Consider the following 20,191-nt stretch of genomic DNA (forward strand, 5'->3'; position numbering starts at 1 on the left):
CTTGGGGGATAACTGTGGGCAACCGCGTGCGCATCGCTATTGTGGGATCGGGGCCGGCCGGGCTGAGCGCCGCCGCGCGTGCCGCAGGTCTGGGTCTTTCGCACGTCCTCCTCGAAAAGACCGACCACCTTTCCGATACGATCTACAAGTATCAGAAGGGCAAGCACGTCATGGCGACGCCGAGCCAGCTCGTCCTGCGATCCGACTTCGATTTCGACGCGGGCAAGCGTGAGAAGATCCTGGGCACCTGGAACGATCAGGCGGCGGGGCAGGGCATCAACGTCGCTTACAAAAGTGAAGTGAAAGCCATCGAAGGCACTGGCGATCCGATCCCGGGTAGCGTGCAGAAGATCGTCGTCCGCGCCCGCGACGGCAGCAGCGAAACGCGCGAGAAACAGCGCCACGCGCCCCCTTACAAGATCACGCTGACCAACGGCGAAGAGTATATCGCCGACGCCGTCATCATGGCGATCGGGACGCAGGGCAATCCGAACCTGATGCGCTGTCCGGGCGGCGACTTGCCCCATGTCCAGTATCAACTTGATGATCCGGCCGAATATAATGACGAGCATATCTTCGTCATCGGCGGCGGCGATGCGGGCATCGAAAACGCGCTTGGTCTGGCAGCGGACGAGGCGCAGGGCAACATCGTCAGTCTGATCAACCGTGGCGCGGAATTTTCGACTGCCAAGGGCGCGAATGTACAGGCCCTGATGGCGGCGGGCGCTGCCGGGCGTGTCAGCATCCTGACCGAGAGCACCACGTCGAAAGTCGAGCAGGGCTTCATCACCGTCGATACGCGCGATGGCGAAGTGCGCCTGCCGTGCGATCGGATCATCGCGCGGATGGGTTCCGCGCCGCCGCGCAGCTTCGTTGAGGAATGCGGGATTGAGTTCACGAGCAACGACCGGCTGGCCTTCCCCAAATTGTCGCCTGTGTTCGAGACGACCGCGCCTGGCATTTTCGTGATCGGCGCGCTCGCCGGTTATCCGTTGATCAAGCATTGCATGAATCAGGGCCACGACGTTGTTGAGTTCATCAACGGCAACACGACGCTGAAACCCGCAGACGAACCGATCCTTGCCGCCAAGTTCAAGGATTTACCGGGCAAGAAGAGCGTGGACGAATGGCTGGAGTTCCTGCGCACCAACGTCTCGATCCTCGAAGGCCTGTCGCCGCTCCAGATGCGCGAGTTCATGCTCGACAGCGAAGTGCGCGCCTATGGCAAGAACCAGGTCATCTTTGAAAAGAACGATCCGGGGTCTTCGCTGTTCGCGGTCGCCGATGGGCAGGCGCTGGTGGAAGTGCGGGCGGAAAGCCCCGCCATCACCGTGCCAATCGAAAAAGGCTCGATCTTCGGCGAAGTTGGCTTGATCTCCGGGCGGCGGCGCGGGGCTACGGTGCGCGCGGGCGAAAAGTCGATCATGGTGGAAGTGTCGCGCACGGCGGCGCTGAAACTCATGTCCTCCGTTCCCGCCGCCAAGCGCGCGGTAACACGCATCTCGACCGAGCGGCAATTGCTCCAGATGTTCGGCGCGGGCCTGACCCCTGCCGACCTTACCGAGGTGCTCGACACCGCCGAGATCATGACGGTGAAGGCGGGCGAGTTCATCATCCGTGAGGGTGAGCAGGGCGACGACATCTTCGTCATCCGCGTCGGATCGATGATCGTCGAGAAGATCGTCGGTGGAAAGCCCGTGTTCCTCTCCTATCTTCCCGCAGGCAGCTACGTCGGCGAAATGGCGCTGATCGGCGGCGGACCTCGCACCGCCAGCGTCAAGGCGACGGTGAAGTCCGAAGTCATCAGGCTGAAGGGCGAGGCGTTCCGCGCGCTGATGGAAGCCAAGCCCGCACTGCTGGAACGCGCCCGGCGCGACATGGCCGCGCGGCAGGACATCAACGCCTTCGTCGAGAGCCGCAAGGACAGCTTTTCGACCGTGGTCGATATGTATTCGCAGACGGCCAAATTCCTGGTCGACAATGGCATCGGCGAAGCGACTGACGTGCTGTTGATCGACGAGCATCTGTGCGTCGGCTGCGACAATTGCGAGAAGGCGTGCGCGGACAGCCATGAGGGGCTGTCACGGCTCGATCGCGAAGCAGGCAAGACCTACGCGCATCTGCATGTGCCGACGAGCTGCCGCCATTGCGAGCATCCGCACTGTATGGCCGACTGCCCACCCAACGCCATTCATCGCGGCCCCGACGGCGAAGTGTTCATCGACGACACCTGCATCGGCTGTGGCAACTGCCAGCGCAACTGCCCCTATGGCGTAATCCGCATGGACAGCGTGCCGCCCAAGAAGCCGGGCCTCCTAAGCTGGATGCTGTTCGGCGCAGGGCCGGGGCCGGGCGAGCCATCGAAGAAGTGGCGCTACAAAAATGCCGAACCGGGCGTCGAGAAGCCGAAGAAAGCGATCAAGTGCGACATGTGTTCGGGGATCGACGGTGGCCCTGCCTGCGTGCGCGCTTGCCCGACTGGCGCCGCGATCCGCGTATCGCCCGAAGACTTCTTGAGCGTCGCACGGCTGGAACGGATCACGGGGGATAGCCGCTGACCATGGCGACACGGGTTTCCACGATGCGGCGCGCGCGGGGCGAAGCGCGCCATGAAGGCTTTCTGCAACATGGCGGTTTCCGCTGGTTGAAGATTTCGACGGTGCTGTGCCTCCTCATCATCGCCAGCTACCTGATGGTTGACATCACGCCGCGCCATAATGGCGGAAGCTGGTATGGCTACACGCTCGGCACCATCGGCGTGTTGCTGATCCTGTGGCTGACCGCGCTCGGTATGCGCAAGCGGGCGATGACGACCGGGCGCTGGTCATTGAAGGCATGGACGTCCGCCCATGTGTATCTGGGTCTCAGCCTGATCGTTATCGGCACGCTGCACACGGGTTTTCAGCTGGGCTGGAACGTGCACACGCTGGCCTACGCGCTGATGATGCTGGTGATCCTGTCGGGCATGTTCGGCGTGGGCGTCTATGCCGGAATACCCGCCGCGCTCAGCGATAATCGCGACGAGATGACGCAGGTGCAGATGCTCGACGCACTGCGCGCCATCGATCGGCAATTGCACGACGCCGCGCAACCGCTGCCGCACGAACAGGCCGAGGCGGTGCAATGGTCCCTCGATCAGGATCCGTTCAGCGGTGGCCTGTGGCGGCGATTGACCGGCAGCTATTCCAGTTGCGCGACCGCGCGCGCACAATCGGCATTACGTCAGTGGACCGCCGCGCATCCCGATACCGGCGACGATCCGCTGGAGCGCATCGACGCGCTACTGGAGCGCAAGCAGGGCACGCTGGCACGGCTGCGCAAGCATCTGCGGTTGAAGGCGCTGCTTGAAATCTGGCTCTACGTGCATGTGCCCGCCACCTTCGCGCTGCTCGCAGCCCTGACGGCGCACATCGTCAGCGTGTTCTTCTACTGGTGATCGCATGACATTCCTTATCCGTCAGGTCAGCCACACCGCCGATGGCCGCGAAATCGTGCGCCAGTCCACGTTGCCCAAGCCGCAGCTGTCGATCGGCCGTGCGGCAGAGAACGACATCCACTTGCAGGATCTGTCGGTCACGCCCGACCACGCGCGGATCGAGCAAGTCGATGCCCGGCGCGTCACCGTGCGCGCGACGGGAACGCTCGGGTTCGTGCTTGACGGGCGCACGACGATGCGCGCCGATATCGACGCCGTGCAGGGCGCGGAACTGCGCTTCGGCGGGCACCGCATCACCGTGTCGCATGGCGAAAATGACGAGATCATCCTGTCGATCCAACGCGTGGACGCCCTGTCCGACGCACTGGAGGAAAAGGAAGAGTCCCGCGTCTTCTCGCTCTCCGGCCTGCTGCCGGGGCGGCGCGGCATGGCGTGGGCGCTGGTGTTGTCGATCCTGATCGGCTTTCTGGCGGTGCCGATCTTCAGTTTTGTCACGCGGCCCGCGCAGGACACGCGCAACATCTACGCAGTAAAGAACGAGCGTGAGGCGCAGATGATGCGGGCGAACCTCACCAAGGGCGACACCGTGGCCGGCGACAGCGCCTGGTCCCCCGGCCCCTTGAGCAAGGCGCATCACGCGCTGGAAGGCAAATGCGAAAGCTGCCACGTCAAGGCGTTCGTGTCGGTGCAGGACAGCGCATGTCAGACCTGCCACAATCCCGCGGAAGTGCATGAGCACGCCCCCGCTGCCCGTCTGGCGATGGCACGCGAAACTCCCGGCGTCGGTGGACGCATCCTCGCCAGCTTCTCTTCCGCGTTCGGTAAGCCCGGCCCCGGCGCCTGTGTGGATTGCCATACCGAGCATGTCGGCGCTGGCCCGATGCAGCCGACCGCGCAGCAGTTCTGCACCGATTGCCACGGCACGCTGGACAAGCGGTTGAAGGACACAAAGCTGGGCAACGCAGGCGACTTTAGCACCAGCCATCCGCAATTCGAGCCCGCCGTGATGGTTGCGCCGCCCGGCATCGGCATGAAGTACCCGCGCTTCGAACGCATCTCGCTGGACGACGAACCAAGCGACAATGGCGGCCTCAAATTCCCGCATAACATCCATCTGAGCAAATCGGGTGGCGTCGCGCGCATGGCGCGGACGTTGAAGGCGCAGCAGGGCTATGGCGACTCACTTGCCTGCGCGGATTGCCACCGTCCGACGGCGGACGGCGTGCGCTTCCTGCCGGTCGATATGGAGACCGATTGCCAAGCCTGCCACAGCCTTGGCTTCGAGAGCATCGGCGGCACCGTCCGCACTCTGCGGCATGGCGAACCGGCGCAGGTTGTCGCCGACCTGCGCGCCTATTATCGCTCGACTGGTCCGGTACGCCCCGTTGCGCTTGGCGGCATGACGCGGCGCCTCCCCGGCGACTATGCGGCGGCGAAGGTGAGCAACGCCTATGTGCGGGCAGCGGCTACGCGACCCGGCAATGCCGAGGCCGCGATCCGCGCCGTCTTCTCAAAGGGCGGGGCCTGCTTCGACTGCCACGTCATCACGCCGCCGGGGGCCGGGGGCAATGCCAACTGGCAGGTAATGGCGGTGCATCAGCCCATGCGCTACATGATGAAGGGCTGGTTCGACCACGCGCCGCATAAGACCGAAAGCTGCGAAAGCTGTCATGCCGCGCCGAAGTCCGCCAAGGCGAGCGACCTGCTGCTGCCCGGCATCGCTACATGCCGCGAATGCCATGGCGGGGAAAAGGCGAAGGCCGATGTGCCCTCCAGTTGTGCTCTATGTCACAGTTATCATGCCGGGAATGGGGCACCATGGGTTCCGGCGAACACGATAAGGGACAAAACGGTTGCCAAGGTGATCGCGCTGTCGAGCGAGGCGTCAGACGCAACACGACGTAATCGATAACACAACAGGGGGGCGCACGTCCGATGCTGATCGCGCAGATCACGGACATTCATCTGGGGTTCGAGCCCGATAATCCGGCCGAATTCAACCGCAAGCGGCTGGATCAGGTATTGCGGCACCTGATCGACGGCCCGAACCGCCCCGACCTGTTGCTGGCGACTGGCGATCTGGTCGATCGGGGCGATGCGGACAGCTATCGGCGGCTGGCCAATGCGCTCAGCGTGTGTCCGTTCCCGGTCTTCCCATGCATGGGCAATCACGACGATCGAGAGAATTTCGCGACCTTCTTCCCGCGAACGCCCGTCGTCGATGGCTTTGTGCAATATGTCGTGCCGCTCGATGGGCTGCGGTTGATCGTCATCGATACGCTGGAGCCGGGTCGTCATGGCGGCGCATTCTGTGAAGCGCGGGCCGATTGGCTTCACGCGCGGCTAAAGGAAGAACCCGAGACGCCCACCGTCATCGTGATGCATCATCCGCCGGTGGAAGTCGGAATAGACTGGATGAATACGCATCCGGACGAACCCTGGGTAAGCTGCTTTGCCGACACGATAGCGGGGCATGGTCAGGTACAGGCGCTGGTCTGCGGGCATCTCCACCGCCCGATCGTCGCGCCATGGAAAGGCACGACGGTCGCGATCTGTCCCTCCACCGCGCCACAGGTCGCGCTGGACCTCTCGCCCATAGATCCTGAGAAGCCGGACAATCGCCCAATGATCATCGCCGATGCACCCGCTTTTGCACTGCATCGCTGGACTGAACATGGCCTCGTCACCCACTTCGATACGTCCGATGAACATGTGATGCTCGCCAAATTCGACAAGCAAATGCAGCCGCTTGTCCGCGCCCTGGTCAGTGAACGGCCCCGATAGCGCGACGCTTCTTTAACCAGCATAAGGGCGACCCTATTTCTCTGCGCATTGATTGAGGTTAAAGCGCACACGTAACGATCTGCTACAGCACCGCATGCCCGTTGGGCGGGAAGGCAAAGCAGTACATGAAAGAGCGGTTCGTCGAGCGATTTCCGCTTGCAGTGGTTCATCCGATAGTTGCTTACGCCGTAACACTGGGCCTGTGTGGCGCAGCTCTAGGGCTGCGATTGCTGGCCGAGCCTGTGCTTCAGGCTGGCTATCCCTATGTGACTTTCTTCCCCGCAGTCGTCCTGTCCGCATTTCTCTTCGGTCGTGGCCCGGCGATTCTGGCGGGTGCTTTGTGCTGGATGTTCGCGTGGTATTTCTTCATCGCGCCACAGACGGGGCATGTTTTCACTTTGGGCACCTTCGTCGCGCTGGCCTTTTATTTTATCGTGGTGGCCGTCGACATCATCCTGATCGACTGGATGCAGCAGAGCAATAAGCGGTTGGCCGACGAGCGCGCACGCGGCGCGGCGCTGGCCGAGCATCGCGAGATGCTGTTTCGCGAACTCCAACATAGGGTGTCCAACAATCTGCAAGTCGCAGCGGCGCTGATCGCGCTTCAGCGGCGCAATATCGACCATCCCGGCGCGCGTAAGGCTCTGGACGAAGCGTCGCATCGGCTGGCGCTGATCGGCAAGATCAGCCGGGCGCTCTACGATCCCAGCGGTCAACGTCTGTCGGTACGCTCTTTCGTGGAGACGTTGGCGAAGGACGTCCTCGACGCTAATGGCCGCACCGACGTTCGCGTCGATCTGGTTATCGACGACGATGTGGCGATCGATCCAGACGCCGCTATCCCGTTTGCGTTGATCATGGCGGAGGCCGTCGCCAATGCGCTGGAGCATGGATTCGCCGATCGCGTCGGCGGACTGATCCGCGTGACCGTCAGGGGTGATGCCGGTCTGGAACTGGACATCGTGGACGATGGATGCGGGCTTCCGGAGAATTTCGATCTACAGAACAGCCAGAGTCTGGGCCTGCGCATCGCGACGGCGCTGGCGCAGCAGCTTGGCGGGACTTTCCGCCTCCTTCCGGGCGACAGCGGCGGGGTTCGCGCTTCGCTGATGGTCCCGGCCGCTGCGTAGCGGGGCCCGTCCCGCATATCAGTAGGTGAGGACAATCTGCTGCTTGGCGGCGCGCCACTCCTCGGCTATGACCCGTCGCCTATGCATAAACATTCGATCAAGTTCGCGCTGGCGATTGCCGCTGTTGCCACGCTGGGCGCCTGTGCCTCGTCTAAGAACAAGGCCGACACGCAATATGTCGCCCGTGACGTTTCGACGCTCTATAACGGAGCTAAGTACCGGCTCGACCGGGGCCAGTTCAAGCTGGCAGCGGCGCTGTTCGATGAAGTCGAGCGCCAGCATCCCTATTCGCCATGGGCGCGCCGTGCGCAGCTGATGGCGGCGTTCAGCTACTATATGAACACCGATTATAACGAGGCGATCCAGGGCGCGCAGCGGTTCCTGTCGATCCATCCGGGTAACAAGGATGCACCCTACGCTTATTATCTAATCTCGCTCTGCTATTACGAGCAGATCGCCGACGTTACGCGCGACCAGAAGATTACGCAGCAGGCACTCGATTCGCTAGGCGAACTCGTCCGCCGCTATCCCGGGACGCGCTACGCTGCCGACGCGCGGTTGAAGATCGACTTGGTCAACGACCATCTGGCGGGCAAGGAAATGGAGATCGGTCGTTTCCACCAGCGTCGCGGTCAATGGCTGGCGGCAACGCTGCGCTTCCGCTCCGTTGTCGACAAATATCAGACCACGACGCACGCGCCCGAGGCGCTTGAGCGACTCGTCGAAAGCTATCTCTCGCTCGGCCTGCCCGAAGAAGCGAAGAAGGCAGCGGCGGTGCTGGGCGCGAACTATCCGGGTTCCAAATGGTATGAGCGGTCCTACAAGCTCATTCAGGAGCATCCTCCCAAGGCGGCATGAAGCGCCGCCTGTTCCCCTTTCGTATCTAAGGGGCTAAAGCCGTTACGTGCTGACCAACCTGTCCATCCGCAATGTCGTGCTGATCGAGGCGTTAGACCTTGCCTTCGGTCCGGGGCTGGGTGTGCTGACGGGCGAGACGGGGGCGGGCAAATCGATCCTGCTGGACTCGCTCGGGCTGGCGCTGGGTGCGCGGGCGGATAGCGGCCTCGTCCGGCAGGGCGAGGCGCAGGCGAGCGTCACTGCGACGTTTGAGGAGCCGGATGCCGGTCATCCGATCCGCGCCGCGCTGGCGGACAACGATCTCGACCTGGAACCAAGCGAGCCGATCATTATTCGCCGTACGTTGAAGGCGGATGGCGGCAGCCGCGCCTTCATCAACGATCAACCTTGTTCGGCAGCATTGCTGCGCGAAGTCGGCGCACTGCTGGTCGAAATTCACGGGCAGCATGACGATCGCGGCCTGCTCAATCCACGCGGGCACCGCGCGCTGCTCGACGCCTTCGGGCGGTGCGACACTGCCAAGGTCGCAGCGGCGCACGGCGCATGGCGTGAAGCTGAGGCGATGCTGGCGGCGGCGCGGACGGATGTCGAGACGGCCGCACGGGACCGCGAATATCTGGAGCACGCCGTCGCTGAACTGACGGCGTTCGCGCCTGAACCGGGAGAGGAAGCGCTGCTGGCCGACGATCGCGCGACGATGCAAAAGGGCGCGCGCCTGACCGAGGATCTCGTTGCTGTGGCAGAGTTCCTGGACGGGTCGGAGGGCGGCCTCGCGCGGCTTCGGCAAGCGGCACGGCGGCTAGACCGGATCGCCACGGAGCATCCAATGCTGGCCGAGGCGCTGGCGGCCCTCGACCGCGCGGTGATCGAGGCAAGCGAGGCGGAGGATCATCTGAACGCCGCCAACGAAGCACTCAGTTACGACCCGGCGCGGCTGGACAGCATCGAGACACGGCTGTTCGAAATGCGGGCACTGGCGCGCAAGCATCAGGTGCAGCCCGATGATCTGGCGGAACTCAAGGCCGAAATGGATACGAAGCTGCAGCGGATCGATGCGGGCGAGGAAGGCCTTGCGGCTTTAGACGCCGATCTGACGGCGAAGGCAGCGGCCTACCGGCAGGTGGCGCAAGCGCTGACGGCGCAGCGGGTCGCTGCGGCGAAGCGGCTGGATGCGGCGGTGGCGTCGGAACTGGCACCCTTGAAACTAGACGCCGCACGTTTCCGCACGGCGGTTGCGGCGCTGGACGAAGCGCAGTGGGGATCGCAGGGCGCCGATCGAGTGGAGTTCGAGATTTCGACCAACCCCGGCGCGCCCTTCGCGCCGCTGGTGAAGATCGCGTCGGGCGGCGAACTGTCGCGCTTCATCCTCGCGCTGAAAGTCGCGCTGGCACAGGAGGGTGGTGCCGATACGATGATCTTCGACGAAATCGACCGCGGCGTCGGCGGCGCAGTAGCCAGCGCGATCGGCGACCGGCTCGCGCGTTTGGCGCATGGCAGCCAGTTGCTGGTGGTCACGCACTCGCCACAGGTCGCGGCGCGCGGCGCAACGCACATGCTGATCGCGAAATCCAGCCAAGGCACTGTAACCCGCACCGGCGTCCACGCGTTGAGCGAATCCGAACGCCGCGAAGAAATCGCCCGCATGCTGTCCGGCGCGGAAATTACCCAGGAAGCCCGCGCGCAGGCCGGGCGGCTGCTGGAGGGGGTGTGATGGCGGACATGTCCGCGCTGACAGAAGCCGAAGCGGCCAACCGTCTCATGCGGCTCGCAAAGCTGATTGCGCATCATAATGCGCGCTATCATGCCGAGGATGCGCCGGAGATCAGCGACGCGGAGTATGACGCGCTGGTGCGGGAGAACAGCGCGCTGGAGGCGGCGTTTCCGCATCTGGTGCGGGCAGACAGTCCCAACCGCCAGGTCGGCGCGTCGGTAGAAACGTCGCCGCTGGCCAAGGTCGCCCATGAAAAGCGGATGATGAGCCTCGACAATGCGTTCGACGACGCGGAGGTGGAGGAGTTCGTTGCGCGGGTGCGGCGCTATCTGGCGCTTCCCGCCGACGCGCCGGTGGCGATGACGGCGGAGGACAAGATCGACGGGCTCTCGCTCTCGATCCGCTATGAAAACCGCGTGTTAAAGCAGGCAGCCACGCGCGGCGACGGCCAAGTGGGGGAGGACGTTACGGCCAACGTCCGCCACATCGCCGACATCCCGCAATCGCTGCGCGATGACGCGCCCGACCTCTTTGAAGTGCGCGGTGAAGTGTATATGGCGAAGGCCGATTTCGTCGCGCTGAATGCGCGGCTGATGGTGGCGGGGCAGGCGCTGGCGGAAAGCAAAAACGAGGCGTTCGACCCCGAAACCGTGCGCCAGTTCGCCAACCCCCGCAACGCCGCTGCCGGTTCGCTACGGCAGAAGGACGCTGCCGTCACCGCCAGCCGACCCCTACGGTTCCTCGCCCACGGCTGGGGCGCACATTCCGCGCTACCCGCCGACACGCAGATGGGCGTGATGCAGGCAATCGGGCGGTGGGGCTTTCCGCTGTCCGAACATTTGCGGCGATTCGAAAACGCAGCCGAACTGCTCGCGCATTATCGTGGCATCGAGGCACTGCGGGCGGACATGCCTTACGACATCGACGGCGTGGTCTATAAAGTCGATCGGCTCGATTGGCAGGAGCGGCTGGGGTTCGTCGCCAAGGCACCGCGCTGGGCCATCGCGCATAAATTCCCCGCCGAGCGCGCGCAGACCGACCTTGTCGCCATCGATATCCAGGTCGGGCGGACGGGCAAGCTGACGCCGGTCGGTCGCCTGACGCCCGTCACGGTCGGCGGCGTCGTGGTGTCGAACGTGACACTGCACAACGCGGACGAAATCGCGCGACTGGGCGTGCGACCGGGTGATCGCGTGGTCGTCCAGCGCGCAGGCGACGTCATCCCGCAGGTGGTCGAGAATCTCACGCGTGAAGAACCGCGCAACGCCTTCGTCTTTCCCGATCACTGCCCGGCCTGCGGTTCCGAAGCGGTGCGAGAGGAAGGAGAAGTCGACGTGCGTTGCACGGGCGGGTTGATCTGCCCGGCGCAGCGGTTCGAGCGGCTGCGGCATTTCGTCAGCCGGGGCGCTCTCGATATCGAGGGGCTGGGCGAGAAGACCATCCAGGAATTTCTGGATCTCGGCTGGATCGACGAACCTGCCGATATCTTTCGATTGTCGCAGCATCGCGACGAGCTAGTCGGGCGCAAGGGCTGGCAGGAAAAGTCAGTCGATGGCCTCCTCGAGTCCATTCGCGCGAAGACTTCGCCCGACGCCGCGCGTCTGCTGTTCGGCCTCGGCATCCGTCATGTCGGCGCGGTGACGGCGCGCGATCTGCTGAAGCGCCACACGACCTTGCCCGCCTTGCGCGCTCTGGCGGAAGATATCATCGCATTGCGCGCGGCGACCGAGCCACTGCCGGACGAGCCGCCGCACCGCTTTCAGGCCCGGATCGACAAGGCCATTGCCGACCACATAGGCGTGGAAAATGTCGGCGCGGCAGTGGGTCACGCGCTTGCTGACTTCTTCCATGAACCGCACAATGTACAGGCGTGGGAAGACCTGCTGAACGAAGTGTCGCCGCCTGATTACAAGGTCGACGTTCGCGAAAGTGCGGTCTCCGGCCAGACCATCGTCTTCACCGGCAAGCTCGAAACGATGAGCCGCGACGAAGCCAAGGCGCAGGCCGAAGCATTGGGAGCCAAGGCGGCGGGGTCGGTCAGCGCAAAGACGGACCTGATCGTCGCAGGGCCGGGTGCTGGATCGAAGCTCAAGAAAGCCGCGGAACTGGGCATCCGGGTGATCGATGAAGCGGAGTGGGCGGAGATCGTGCGCGGCGGCTAGCTAGGGTGCTGGAAACCAGCGCATCACGCTCCAGCTTGCAGGCGTCCAGATGCCGATGCGCACCCCGATATCCCGCAATTTGTCGCCCGTCCATTCGTTGCAGGTGCGCAGCACGCTATAGCTGCCACGTGCGGGGTAGAACAGATCGTCCGCACCATAGCCCTTGATTGCCGCGCCCGGCGCAAAGTCGGCGTCGATGGCTTTTGCAAGCGCCTGATATTGTGCGGAGGTCAACAGGATAGGCCGCAGGTCCGGCCCTCGCCACAGGCGTTGCAGATGATCGACATGCATCAGCGTGGTGTCACTGCCGATTGCAGCGCGCAGGACGATCTTCGGATCGACGTCCGCCCAAGTTGGCGTGTTCAGATAAAAATTGCGCTCGCCCCAACCGAACATCAGCCACTGGCCCGCGCGTCGTGGATCGCCAAGATCGGTTGGCCGAACCCGCGCCCGCCAGTCATGCAGACCGTTGACCGTGGGGAGCACCAGCCCGGTGTGCACGCCGTTGGTGTAGACGTAGATGGTAATGCCGTCAGTCGGTCGCACCGCATTGCGATTTGCCGGGATTAACGATCCGCCCAATATGCACAGTGCGAAAAGCAACGGCGCCGCCAGCATGGCGCAAAGCCAGCGCACGACGCGTCGCTGAAACCAGCGCTTCCTGTCGGAGCTGGACCTTTGCGTTCTACCAGCTCCCGTAGCCTGGCGCCTCACCATTCAAGTCTGCGGCCCAGCGGCGCGGACGACGCCAGCCGATCGCGGGCCGCTTGCGTAAGCGGAGCGTCGGCCACTGCCCGGTGTCGATGCGATCGGCAAGGCGCATACCCTGCGCACGATAGGCAGCGGCGACGCGGCTCACCTGACTGTCGAGCAACCCCGCCAGGATCAGCGTGCCGCCTTCGTCCAGCGCTGCCGTCAAAGAGGGCGCAAGTTCGATCAGCGGCCCGGCAAGGATATTGGCGATCACCAGGTCATAAGGCGCGCGGCGCTGGATGCCGGGGTGATCCACGCCGGCGGCGGCAAACAGAGTGAGTTGTCCAATCCCCATGCCCAGCGGCACGTCATTGGCGGCAGTATTCTCCGCAGTTACCTCGACCGAGACCGGATCGATGTCCGACGCGGTGGCATAAGCGCGTGGCCACAGGTGCATGGCTGCGAAGGCGAGCAGCCCCGTGCCGGTGCCCACGTCCGCAATATTGCCGAAGCGATGCCCCAGCCTGCGCGTACGATCCAGCATGGCTAGGCAACCGGACGTCGTCTCATGCTGCCCGGTACCGAAGGCGCGTCCCGCGCCAATCAGGAAATCTTTATGGTCCGGCGGCACGGCGTCCTCCGGCGAATTGCGCACGAAAAAACGCCCGGCGATGACAGGTTCCAACCCTTGCTGGCTGATCGTGACCCAATCCTCCTGCGGCAGCTTTTGGAGTGCCGGTTTCCGACCCCGCGCGCTCGGCACAAGTGCCTGCACCAGCTTCACCAGTGCGGCATTGGGCTTGCCCTCGAAATAGGCGTCGAGTTGCCACTGCTCTGGATCGTCCTCCACGGCTTCGCTGGTCATCAGCGTCGGCGGATTGTCGAGCATGGCGAACGCCGCGACATCACCTTCCAACGCTTCGGCCTCCGCCCGCGTACAGGGAAGGGTGAGCTTCCAACTATCGGACATAGCTGGCTCCATTGGCGTCGAGGACTGCGCCGGTCATAGAGGGCGGCGCATCGTGCACCAGGAACTTGACGATGGCGGCGATCTCTTCGGGATCGGCGACCTTGCCCAGCGGAATGTCCGCCAGCAATGTGTCGCCACCCCGGCTGGCGAGATAATCCTCCGCCATGCCTGTCCTCGTGAAACCGGGGCATACGGCAAAGGCGTAGATCCCCTCCGCTGCATAGGCGCGGGCGATCGTTTTGGTCATGGCCACCATGCCGCCCTTTGACGCGGCATAATGCCAATGCGCCGGGCTGTCGCCGCGATAGGCGGCTCGGCTCGCGACGTTGACGATGCGACCGGTACTTCTGCGCTGCTGCCAGTGGAGGACGGCCTTGCGGCACAGCAGCGCCGCTGCTTCCAGGTTGACGGTCATCGTTCGCGACCAACCCGCCAGCCAGTCAGCATCGCTGGCGTCGAGCGGCGTCGCCTCGAAAATGCCGGCATTGTTGATGAGGATGTCGATGCGTCCGCCCAGCGCCTCGACCGCCTTGTCCCAGAGGGCGTCGGCCCCACCGGCCGCGCTGAGGTCAGCATCCTGGCTACTCGCCGCGAACAGGCGCGTGTCCTTGGATTTGAGGATCGTGGCGCAGGCCGCGCCGATCCCGCGGCTCGCACCGGTGAGGAGGATGTTAAGGGACATGCATGCCGGTTAGCCGACCCGCACGCCCGAGGGAAGGGTATTAGGCGACGCGTTGGCTGAGTTCTGCCGAAGCGTCACGAAGCAAGTTGAGCTTGCCCTCCACACTCATGAAGCCGCGTTCGAGTTGATCGATCTCGGATGCTACGACTTCCGTATCCTGCCGGATTGCCGAGATGGTTGCCGACATCGAATCTGCGGCTAGGGCCGTTTCATCAACAGCTGCAGTTATCATCGTAACGGTCTGCGCCTGTGCATCCATTGCGCCCCGAATGCGGTTGGCGGACATCTGCACTTCATCGACCGTTTCGCGGATGCGCTGGTTGGTTTCGACCGATTGGCGTGTCGATGCCTGAATGGAGCCGATCTTGTTGGCGATATCGTCCGTCGCGCGCGCTGTCTGATTGGCGAGGCTTTTCACTTCTTGTGCAACCACGGCAAAACCGCGGCCTGCGTCGCCCGCCCGCGCGGCTTCGATGGTGGCATTGAGCGCCAGCAGGTTGGTCTGGCCCGCGATGTCGCGGATCAGGCCCAGGATCGACTCGATCGACTGCGCATTCTCCGACAAGGTAGTAGACATCGTCACTGCTTCGCCAGCCTGTGCATAGGCCCGCTGTGCGACTTCGGCTGCGCCTTCCACTTCGGCACGAGCGTCCTCGATTGCGCGGATCAGGCCAGCGGACGTCTGCGCCGCTTCACGCATGGCAAGCGCCGATTGCTCGGCGGCGGCGGCCACTTCGGACGCCTTGCCCAACATGCCGCGGGTGGCGGCGGATGCATCCTTGGCCTGTTCACGCAGACCTTCGCCCAGTTGTGAGGCGCCGTCGATCTCTGCAACGATGCGTTGTTCGAATATCTGTGTGTTCTGCTGGCGGATTACATCTTCCTCGGCCGATGCATCGCGCGCTAATAAGGTGCACAACAGTTCAACTTCGACCAGACAGATGCGCGTGACGTTCCGATGCAGAATGCGCGCCCTCTCCGGATCTACGGGCGCGGCCCAAAGAATATCGTGCACCTTCTCGTTTGCTGCGGAGATTGCCAGCAGGATAGCGAAGACGGAGAAACCGTGTTTGCGGGCCTGACGGGCGCAGGCTCGCGCCGAGTCCGCCCACTCTTCGGAACTCAGGTTGGAATATTTGGCCCGAACGTAGTGCGATACTTCCTTGCGGAAATTGCTGAGGGAAGGAGGCGGCACATGCATCGCCAGCTTCGTATGTTCCACATAGGTGTCAAAGAACGCCTGAGCGACTGTCTCACCACCATCGGGCAGAAGCGCAAACACCTCTGCCGCATCAGCAGCCAACATACCGTTTGGGTCGAATTCGCGTAGCCGTTCCCGCATGGAAACATCCGCATTTGTTTTCAACACCATGAATCTTGCCTCTCGCATCCTAAGGCTCGTCAGCGCCTGATGACTGCTCATAACCCTCACTTGGTTAATCATCTCTTAGCCCGGTGGAAAAACGACAGGGAAGAGAGAGAAACTGAGACTGCTCCTGCCTTCCGCAGCTTTTGTCATGTGATTCTCCGCTGCATTGCACAGTATAGGGGTGCGCGCTAAAGGGGCTGTGAATCACGCTGACCCTGGGGAGTGCAGACCGAATGGCGCGAACGCGAAACAGGCCTCTGTCGCCGCATCTGACCATCTGGAAATGGGGTCCGCATATGGCCCTGTCGATCCTTCAGCGCGTTACGGGCGATGGCTTGGCTACGGCGGGCGTTCTTGGCGTCGTATGGTGGCTGGTGGCCGCCGCGTCCGGCCCGGAAGCCTATGCCAGCTTCATCCATCATGCGACCTCATGGTATGGCTATGTCGTGATGATCGGCTTGACGCTGTTCTTCTTTCAGCACCTGTTTTCCGGTCTCCGCTACTTCGTGCTGGATATTGGCGCGGGCTATGAACTGAAGACCAACAAGAGCTGGGCAATGGTCGTGCCGGTCGCGGCGATCGCCGTTACCGCGGCTATCTGGCTCAGCGTTTTTGCAGGGAAGCTGTAATGGGTAGCGGTACGGAAATCGGTCGCGTCCGGGGCCTTGGCAGCGCCAAGTCGGGCACACATCACTGGGTCAACCATCGCATCACGGCGGTAAGCAACCTGTTCTTGGTGCTCTGGCTGATCTTCAGCCTGCTGCAACTGCCTAGCTTGGATTACATTGCTGTCACCACCTGGCTTGCGAAAATCTGGGTCGCCGTGCCGATGATGCTGATGCTCGTCAGCGTATTCACGCATCTTCGCCTTGGCTTGCAGATCCTGGTCGAAGATTATGTGCATGACGAGGGTTTGAAGTTCGCCACGCTCATGTTCCTCAATTTCTACGCCGTCGCTGGCGCCGCGGCTGGCATCTTCGCCATCGCCAAGATTGCCTTCACTGGAGCAGCCTCCTGATGTCGACCGAAGCCTATAAGATCATCGACCATACCTATGACGCCGTTGTCGTAGGTGCGGGTGGCTCCGGCCTGCGCGCGACCATGGGGATCGCGGAAACCGGCCTCAAGACTGCGTGCATCACCAAGGTGTTCCCAACGCGCAGCCATACCGTTGCGGCGCAGGGCGGCATCGCGGCGAGCCTCGGCAATAATTCGCCCGACCACTGGACGTGGCACATGTACGACACCGTGAAGGGGTCGGACTGGCTGGGCGATCAGGACGCGATTGAATATATGGTGCGTGAAGCACCCGCCGCCGTGTACGAACTGGAGCACGCAGGCGTGCCGTTCAGCCGCAATCCGGAAGGCACAATCTATCAGCGTCCCTTCGGCGGCCACATGCAAAACATGGGCGCCGGCCCGCCAGTGCAGCGCACTTGCGCCGCCGCTGACCGCACCGGCCATGCGATGCTCCACTCGCTCTATCAGCAGTCGCTGAAGTACGACGCGGACTTCTACGTCGAATATTTCGCCATCGACCTCATCATGGAAAATGGCGAGTGCCGTGGCGTCATCGCCATCTGCATGGAAGATGGATCGATTCATCGTTTCCGCGCGCATAGCGTCGTGCTGGCCACCGGCGGCTACGGCCGCTGCTATTTCTCCGCGACCTCCGCCCATACCTGCACGGGTGACGGCGGCGGCATGGTGCTGCGCGCTGGCCTGCCATTGCAGGACATGGAATTCGTGCAGTTCCACCCGACCGGAATCTACGGCGCGGGCGTGCTCATTACCGAAGGCGCGCGCGGCGAAGGCGGCTATCTGACCAACGCATCGGGCGAGCGGTTCATGGAACGTTATGCGCCGTCCGCCAAGGATCTGGCATCGCGCGACGTGGTGTCGCGGTCGATGGCGATGGAAATCCGCGAAGGCCGCGGCGTCGGCAAGGAAGGGGATCACATCTTCCTCCACCTCGACCATATCGACCCGAAAATCCTGGCCGAGCGTCTGCCGGGCATCACGGAAACCGGCAAGGTGTTCGCGAACGTCGACCTGACGCGTCAGCCGCTGCCGGTGGTGCCGACCGTTCACTACAATATGGGCGGCATCCCCTGTAACTACCATGGCGAAGTCGTGACGTTGAAGGACGGCAATCCCGATGCCGTCGTGCCGGGCCTGTTTGCGGTCGGCGAAGCGGCCTGCGTATCGGTGCATGGCGCGAACCGCCTCGGCTCCAACTCGCTGATCGATCTCGTCGTGTTCGGCCGCGCGACCGGCCACCGCATTTCCGAAATTGTGAAGCCGGGTTCGTCGCACAAGGCGCTCCCCACCGACAGTGCCGATCTGGCGCTTTCGCGGCTCGATCACTTCCGCAATGCGAAGGGCAGCACGCCCACCGCGAAAATCCGCCTCGAAATGCAGCGCACCATGCAAAAGCATGCCGCCGTGTTCCGCGACGAGGCTCTGATGAGCGAAGGCGTCGCCAAGCTGCAGAACGTCTACAAGAGCATGGAAGACGTCCAGGTCACCGACCGCTCGCTGATATGGAACACCGACCTCATCGAGACGCTGGAGCTGGACAACTTGATCAGCCAGGCGACGTGCACCATCGAAGGCGCGCTGAACCGCAAGGAAAGCCGCGGCGCACATATGCACGAGGATTACCCCGAGCGCGACGACGCCAACTGGATGAAGCACACCATCTCATGGTTCGACGGCTGGGGCGGCAAGGGCGGCAAAGTCACGCTCGATACGCGCCCCGTGCACGAATACACACTGACCGACGAAATCGAGTACATCAAGCCAAAGGCGCGCGTTTATTAAGCGTCTTACGCGATAGGGTGCCAAAAAGGGGCGCGAGCGCTATGTCGTTCGCGCCCCTTTTTTATTGGTGCCGGGTCAGTCGTTGGCGAGCGTGGTGAGAAAAGCCTGCAATCGTGCAACACCCTCCGCGTCGACGCGTAATCCCATCTTCGTCCGCCGCCACAGCACATCTGCGGCGGTCCGCGCCCACTCGTTGCGAACGAGGTAGCGGACTTCGGTTTCGGTCAATCCACCGCCGAAGTCTTCGCCCAGAGCCTCCCTGCTCAACGCCTCGCTCAGCCACTCGAATGCGCAGGTGCCGTAGGTGGAGACGATCCGCGACACATCGTCCGGCGTGAGGAACGGATAGGCCGCCGCGATCTTCGCCATCAATGCCGGACGGTCCCGCAGTGCAAATTCGCCGCCGGGCAGTGCCGCGCTCGCCGTCCAGCTTCTGCCCGTCAACGTCGGCATCAAGGGCGTGAGCATCGCCATCGCATCTTCCGCCAGACGACGATAGGTCGTGATCTTACCCCCGAAGATCGATAGCAACGGCGCGCCATTGTCGGCATCGAGTTTCAGGACGTAATCGCGGGTCGCTTCCTGCGCGGCGCTCGCCCCATCGTCGAGCAACGGGCGCACGCCGCTATACGTCCACACGACATCTGCGGGCGTGATCGCCTGCGCGAAGTATTCGCTGGCCGCTGCACAGAGATAGGCGATCTCTTCTTCCGACGCTTCAGGTTTGAGGTCGGCATTCTCGTGATCGCGGTCGGTCGTGCCGATCAGCGTCAGGTCGCGCTCATAGGGAATCGCGAAGATGATCCGGCCATCGGCGTTCTGGAAGATGTAACTGCGGTCATGATCGAACAGCCGCTTCGTCACGATATGGCTACCGCGCACCAGTCGGATGTTGGCGGGGCGCTCCGTCTCCGTGCGATCGATCAGGCGGACGACCCATGGCCCCGCCGCATTGACGATCGCGCGCGCCTGAAAGCTGCCCGCCGTGCCATCGACGTCGCGCGTCGTGATGCGCCACAGGTCGCCCTCACGCGCTGCTGCCGTCACTTCGCATCGGGTACGGATTTCCGCACCGCGCGACGCCGCATCGCGCGCATTCAGCACCACCAGCCGCGCATCGTCCACCCAGCAGTCCGAATATTCGAATGCCGTCGAATAGCCGGGCTTCAGCGGCTTACCCGCTGGGTCGCTCCGCAAGTCGATAGTGCGCGTGGCCGGCAACAACTTCCGCCCGCCGATATGATCGTAGAGGAACAGCCCCAGCCGCAGCAGCCACTTCGGCCGCAATCCCGGATGATGCGGCAGCACGAACCGCATCGGCCAGGCGATGTGCGGCGCGATGTTCAGCAGCCGCTCGCGCTCCATCAGAGACTCACGCACCAGCTTGAATTCGTAATGCTCCAGATAGCGCAGCCCGCCGTGGATCAGCTTGGTCGAGGCGGACGACGTGCCGGACGCCAGATCGTCGCGTTCGAGCAGCAGCGCCGATGCGCCGCGCCCGGCTGCATCACGGGCGATGCCGGTCCCATTGATGCCGCCGCCAATGACGCATAGATCGTAGATCACGACCGCG

The 20,191-nt window shown here is 63.3% G+C and carries 16 protein-coding genes; 11 read left to right on the top strand and 5 right to left on the bottom strand.

Going from position 1 to position 20,191, the window contains the following annotated elements; all coding sequences use genetic code 11:
- The first annotated feature begins 26 nt into the window (after window positions 1-26).
- From C1T17_RS05370 to ligA, 8 genes are all read left to right on the top strand, one after another.
- The gene (locus C1T17_RS05370; protein ID WP_104955018.1) at window positions 27-2,558 is read left to right on the top strand and encodes a cyclic nucleotide-binding domain-containing protein; all 2,532 of its coding nucleotides are present in this window, start codon (window positions 27-29) and stop codon (window positions 2,556-2,558) included.
- Window positions 2,559-2,560: 2 nt separating this feature from the next.
- Window positions 2,561-3,436: a hypothetical protein gene (locus tag C1T17_RS05375; RefSeq protein ID WP_104952555.1), complete on the top strand. Its 876-nt coding sequence runs from the start codon at window positions 2,561-2,563 to the stop codon at window positions 3,434-3,436.
- Between the two features lie 4 nt (window positions 3,437-3,440).
- Window positions 3,441-5,348 carry a cytochrome c3 family protein gene (locus tag C1T17_RS05380; RefSeq protein WP_104952556.1) on the top strand — a complete coding sequence of 636 codons (1,908 nt, stop codon included), beginning with the start codon at window positions 3,441-3,443 and terminating at the stop codon, window positions 5,346-5,348.
- 23 nt (window positions 5,349-5,371) lie between these two features.
- Window positions 5,372-6,220 carry a phosphodiesterase gene (locus tag C1T17_RS05385; protein WP_104952557.1) on the top strand — a complete coding sequence of 283 codons (849 nt, stop codon included), beginning with the start codon at window positions 5,372-5,374 and terminating at the stop codon, window positions 6,218-6,220.
- Window positions 6,221-6,345: 125 nt separating this feature from the next.
- Window positions 6,346-7,350, top strand: a complete 1,005-nt coding sequence (locus tag C1T17_RS05390) for a sensor histidine kinase (protein WP_104952558.1) — start codon at window positions 6,346-6,348, stop codon at window positions 7,348-7,350.
- Between the two features lie 81 nt (window positions 7,351-7,431).
- Window positions 7,432-8,208, top strand: coding sequence for an outer membrane protein assembly factor BamD (locus tag C1T17_RS05395; protein WP_104952559.1), 777 nt, complete (start codon window positions 7,432-7,434; stop codon window positions 8,206-8,208).
- Between the two features lie 46 nt (window positions 8,209-8,254).
- The gene (gene recN, locus C1T17_RS05400) at window positions 8,255-9,919 is read left to right on the top strand and encodes a DNA repair protein RecN (protein ID WP_104952560.1); all 1,665 of its coding nucleotides are present in this window, start codon (window positions 8,255-8,257) and stop codon (window positions 9,917-9,919) included.
- Window positions 9,919-12,081: an NAD-dependent DNA ligase LigA gene (gene ligA / locus C1T17_RS05405; protein ID WP_104952561.1), complete on the top strand. Its 2,163-nt coding sequence runs from the start codon at window positions 9,919-9,921 to the stop codon at window positions 12,079-12,081. The genes recN and ligA overlap by 1 nt, the downstream gene beginning before the upstream one ends.
- On the opposite strand, the gene C1T17_RS05410 is transcribed toward ligA, so the two are convergent.
- The 4 genes from C1T17_RS05410 to C1T17_RS05425 form a co-directional block, all read right to left on the bottom strand.
- Window positions 12,082-12,699, bottom strand: a complete 618-nt coding sequence (locus tag C1T17_RS05410; protein WP_189338503.1) for a TIGR02117 family protein — start codon at window positions 12,697-12,699, stop codon at window positions 12,082-12,084.
- Between the two features lie 67 nt (window positions 12,700-12,766).
- The gene (locus C1T17_RS05415; RefSeq protein WP_223262815.1) at window positions 12,767-13,744 is read right to left on the bottom strand and encodes a 50S ribosomal protein L11 methyltransferase; all 978 of its coding nucleotides are present in this window, start codon (window positions 13,742-13,744) and stop codon (window positions 12,767-12,769) included.
- Window positions 13,734-14,426 (bottom strand): SDR family NAD(P)-dependent oxidoreductase, encoded by a 693-nt coding sequence (locus C1T17_RS05420; protein WP_104952564.1) that lies wholly within the window; start codon window positions 14,424-14,426, stop codon window positions 13,734-13,736. Before C1T17_RS05420 ends, C1T17_RS05415 begins: the two co-directional genes overlap by 11 nt.
- Before the next feature lie 40 nt (window positions 14,427-14,466).
- Window positions 14,467-15,798, bottom strand: a complete 1,332-nt coding sequence (locus tag C1T17_RS05425) for a methyl-accepting chemotaxis protein (protein WP_104952565.1) — start codon at window positions 15,796-15,798, stop codon at window positions 14,467-14,469.
- A 230-nt stretch (window positions 15,799-16,028) separates the two neighbouring features.
- Here C1T17_RS05425 and sdhC point away from each other — a divergent pair, with 230 nt between their 5' ends.
- From sdhC to sdhA, 3 genes are read left to right on the top strand one after another with little or no spacing between them, the layout of a single operon-like run.
- Window positions 16,029-16,424, top strand: coding sequence for a succinate dehydrogenase, cytochrome b556 subunit (sdhC, locus tag C1T17_RS05430; RefSeq protein WP_104952566.1), 396 nt, complete (start codon window positions 16,029-16,031; stop codon window positions 16,422-16,424).
- Window positions 16,424-16,813, top strand: coding sequence for a succinate dehydrogenase, hydrophobic membrane anchor protein (gene sdhD, locus C1T17_RS05435; RefSeq protein ID WP_104952567.1), 390 nt, complete (start codon window positions 16,424-16,426; stop codon window positions 16,811-16,813). Before sdhC ends, sdhD begins: the two co-directional genes overlap by 1 nt.
- Window positions 16,813-18,618, top strand: coding sequence for a succinate dehydrogenase flavoprotein subunit (gene sdhA, locus C1T17_RS05440; protein WP_104952568.1), 1,806 nt, complete (start codon window positions 16,813-16,815; stop codon window positions 18,616-18,618). The genes sdhD and sdhA overlap by 1 nt, the downstream gene beginning before the upstream one ends.
- 75 nt (window positions 18,619-18,693) lie before the next feature.
- Here sdhA and glpD read toward each other — a convergent pair whose 3' ends face one another.
- Window positions 18,694-20,184: a glycerol-3-phosphate dehydrogenase gene (gene glpD / locus C1T17_RS05445; protein ID WP_104952569.1), complete on the bottom strand. Its 1,491-nt coding sequence runs from the start codon at window positions 20,182-20,184 to the stop codon at window positions 18,694-18,696.
- Window positions 20,185-20,191: the final 7 nt, after the last annotated feature.

The sequence above is a fragment of the Sphingobium sp. SCG-1 genome, from assembly GCF_002953135.1.
Taxonomy (GTDB): Bacteria; Pseudomonadota; Alphaproteobacteria; order Sphingomonadales; family Sphingomonadaceae; genus Sphingobium.

What these genes read in the sequence shown, in the direction of transcription:
- C1T17_RS05425 (WP_104952565.1), bottom strand. Translation starts at nt 15,798, where the DNA reads ATGGTGTTGAAAACAAATGCGGATGTTTCCATGCGGGAACGGCTACGC.
- sdhA (WP_104952568.1), top strand. Translation starts at nt 16,813, where the DNA reads ATGTCGACCGAAGCCTATAAGATCATCGACCATACCTATGACGCCGTT.
- C1T17_RS05410 (WP_189338503.1), bottom strand. Translation starts at nt 12,699, where the DNA reads ATGCTGGCGGCGCCGTTGCTTTTCGCACTGTGCATATTGGGCGGATCG.
- C1T17_RS05375 (WP_104952555.1), top strand. Translation starts at nt 2,561, where the DNA reads ATGGCGACACGGGTTTCCACGATGCGGCGCGCGCGGGGCGAAGCGCGC.
- C1T17_RS05390 (WP_104952558.1), top strand. Translation starts at nt 6,346, where the DNA reads ATGAAAGAGCGGTTCGTCGAGCGATTTCCGCTTGCAGTGGTTCATCCG.
- C1T17_RS05385 (WP_104952557.1), top strand. Translation starts at nt 5,372, where the DNA reads ATGCTGATCGCGCAGATCACGGACATTCATCTGGGGTTCGAGCCCGAT.
- C1T17_RS05380 (WP_104952556.1), top strand. Translation starts at nt 3,441, where the DNA reads ATGACATTCCTTATCCGTCAGGTCAGCCACACCGCCGATGGCCGCGAA.
- ligA (WP_104952561.1), top strand. Translation starts at nt 9,919, where the DNA reads ATGGCGGACATGTCCGCGCTGACAGAAGCCGAAGCGGCCAACCGTCTC.
- C1T17_RS05415 (WP_223262815.1), bottom strand. Translation starts at nt 13,744, where the DNA reads ATGTCCGATAGTTGGAAGCTCACCCTTCCCTGTACGCGGGCGGAGGCC.
- sdhC (WP_104952566.1), top strand. Translation starts at nt 16,029, where the DNA reads ATGGCGCGAACGCGAAACAGGCCTCTGTCGCCGCATCTGACCATCTGG.
- sdhD (WP_104952567.1), top strand. Translation starts at nt 16,424, where the DNA reads ATGGGTAGCGGTACGGAAATCGGTCGCGTCCGGGGCCTTGGCAGCGCC.
- C1T17_RS05420 (WP_104952564.1), bottom strand. Translation starts at nt 14,426, where the DNA reads ATGTCCCTTAACATCCTCCTCACCGGTGCGAGCCGCGGGATCGGCGCG.
- C1T17_RS05395 (WP_104952559.1), top strand. Translation starts at nt 7,432, where the DNA reads ATGCATAAACATTCGATCAAGTTCGCGCTGGCGATTGCCGCTGTTGCC.